2 protein-coding genes are annotated in these 2720 nt (G+C 70.1%); both read right to left on the bottom strand.

Features of this window, described 5'->3' with window-relative positions; all coding sequences use genetic code 11:
* On the bottom strand, window positions 1-1442 hold a 1442-nt coding region (locus VM306_RS14960; protein ID WP_325515442.1), incomplete at its 3' end, for a sensor histidine kinase.
* Window positions 1439-2720: NAD(P)/FAD-dependent oxidoreductase (locus tag VM306_RS14955; RefSeq protein WP_325515440.1), on the bottom strand; the 1282-nt coding region annotated here is incomplete at its 5' end. The genes VM306_RS14960 and VM306_RS14955, both read right to left, overlap by 4 nt.

The raw sequence follows: 2720 nt of genomic DNA, 5'->3' as shown, positions 1-2720 counted from the left end.
GTCAGGGGCAGTCGCACGATGAAGCGGGTGTCGCCGGGGACCGACTCGACGGACAGGTCGCCGCCGTGTCGCTCGACCACGATGCGGTAGGAGATGTCCAGGCCCAGCCCGGTTCCCTGGCCGACCGGCTTGGTGGTGAAGAACGGCTGGAAGATCTTCAGCCGCAGCTCCTCCGGCACGCCGGGGCCGGTGTCGCCGATCTCGACCCGGACACAGTCGTCCTCGCGCGCGGTGCGCAGGGTCAGCGTCCCCTCGCCGTTCATCGCCTGAATGGCGTTGTCGATCAGGTTGGTCCACACCTGGTTGAGTTCGGCCGGATAGGCCGGGACGGGCGGCAGGGTGCGGTCGAACTCCTTCACGACCGTCAGACCCTCGGCCTTGCCGGCCAGCAGCATCACGGTGCTCTTCAGCCCGAGGTGGATGTCCACCGGCTCGTACGGCGTGCGGTCCATGTGCGAGTACTGCTTGGCGGCGCCGATCAGGCTCGAGATCCGCGTGACCGAGTCGGTGATCTCGCTGAGCAACGTCTCGGTCTCCAGGGTGGAGGCCAGCCAGTGCAGTGCGCCGTCGAGAACTCCGGGTGCGGCGGAGGCGGCGATCTTGTCCAGGCACTCGTCGGTGGTCCCGGCCGCCGCGAAGATCGGGGCGAGCGTCCAAGCGCCCGAGACCCCGTGGCCGTCCATCCAGTCGGTGAGCTCGTCCTCACGCTCCGACGCCTGGAGCGCGGACAGGTCCGGTGCCTTGGCCGCGAGCTGAACGGCCTCTTCCTGGATGTCCACGAGGAGCCGCAACAGGTCGCGGTCGATCTTGTCGTCGGCCAGCTTGGCCAGTTTGTGGCGCATGGCGCCGACGCGCTCGCGCAGACCCGCCGTCGCGCGGACCGCCGCGGCCGCCGGGTTGTTGAGCTCATGGGTCAGCCCCGCGGTCAGCGCACCGAGGGCCAGCAGTTGCTCGCGGCGCCCGACCGTCTCCTGCGAGTTGCGCATCCCGACGAACATGCCGTCGAGCAGGTGCAGCGCCATCGGGAACCAGTTCTCCATCAGCTGCACGAGGTCCCCGCCGCGCAGAACGAACAGCCGCGCGTCGGCGACGATCTGTGCCGAGATCGAGTAGCGCTGACTGGTCTCGTCCTTGACGAACGCGCGCATGGCGCCGGCGTAGGAGCCGACCGTGCTGCTGCGGTTGACCTCCACCTCGTCCCGGCCGACCCGCTGGGTCAGCCGGATCGCGCCGGACAGCAACATCACGAGCACCTCGGCCGGGTCGCCCTCGCGCAGCACGACGGTCCCGGCCGGCACCTCGATGACCCAGCCGCGCTCGGCGATCCACCCCAGCTGCTCGTCGTTCAGGTGCTCGAACAGGAAAAGCTCGCGCAGCGACTCGGGTGCCAGCCGGAGGCCGGTGTCGGTCCCCACGTCGCCGGTGCTCGGCTGGTCTGTCATGGTCCGGCCAGGAAGCGGTGGGCGAGCGTGACCGCCATCGCGCCCTCGCCCACGGCCGACGCGACCCGCTTCACCGACTCACTCCGCACATCGCCCGCGACGAAGACGCCGGGCACGCTCGACTCCAGCAGCCAGGGGTCGCGGTCCAAGGTCCAGCCGGCCGGGCGTTTCCCGTCCACGACCAGGTCCGGGCCGGTGAGGATGAATCCGCGGCGATCCCGCTCCACGACACCGGCCAGCCACTCGGTGTGCGGGAGGGCGCCGATGAACACGAAGCAGTGGCTTGCCTCGACGCGTTCAACCGTGCCCGAGGGAGTGTGGCGCAGGGTCAGTGCCTCGAGGTGGTCCTCGCCGTGAGCCTCCTCGACGACCGTGCAGGAGCGGACGGTCACGTTCTCTATCGCGCGCAGTTGCTCGATCAGATAGTGCGACATCGAGGCCTCGAGGCCGTCGCCCCGGACGAGGAGGGTGACGCTCTTCGCCCGCCGCGAGAAGTACACGGCGGCCTGCCCGGCGGAGTTCGCGCCGCCGACGATGTAGACGTCACGATCGATGCAGTTCTCCGCCTCGGTGGAGGCCGAGCCGTAGTAGACGCCGCGGCCGTTCAGCTCCTTGGCGCCGCCGCAGTCCAACTCGCGGTAGAACACGCCGGTGGAGACGATCACGGTGTGGGCGCCGATCTCGGTTCCGTCGCCCAGGCACACCGACAGAGCGGAGCCGCGTACCTTCAACCCGGCCACGTGCCGGGCGGTGAGGATCTCGGTCCCGAACTTGACCGCCTGGCGCCGCGCCCGGTCGGCCAGCTGCGCACCTGACACTCCGTCAGGAAAGCCGAGGTAGTTCTCGATCCGGGAGGACTGCCCGGCCTGTCCGCCGGTGGCCTTCTTCTCGATCAGCAGCGTGCTGAGCCCCTCCGACGCGCCGTAGACCGCCGCGCCCAGGCCCGCCGGTCCGCCACCGATCACCACGAGGTCGTAGAACTCGTCGAGCGGGACGGTCGAGAGCCCCACGGCGGTGGCCAGTTCGGCGGTCGACGGTGCGACCAGTACCTCGCCGGTGGGGCTCAGAACGACCGGCAGCCGTTCCGCGTTCAGGTGGGCCGCGTCCAGGATTCGCTCGCCCTCGGGAGAATCGGAGGTGACCCAGCTGTAGGGCACGGCGTTCCGGGCCAGGAACTCGCGGGCAGCCGACGACGGCGCCGACCAGCGGTGCCCTACCACCGTGACGTCGGCGCGCACGGCGTCGGAGTCGCGGGCGTAGCTGTCCAGCATCGCGTCG

The organism is Lentzea sp., from assembly GCF_035525475.1.
Classification (GTDB): Bacteria; Actinomycetota; Actinomycetes; order Mycobacteriales; family Pseudonocardiaceae; genus Lentzea.
Note: the sequence above shows the minus strand (reverse complement) of the source record. Positions and strands in the feature narration are given on the sequence as shown.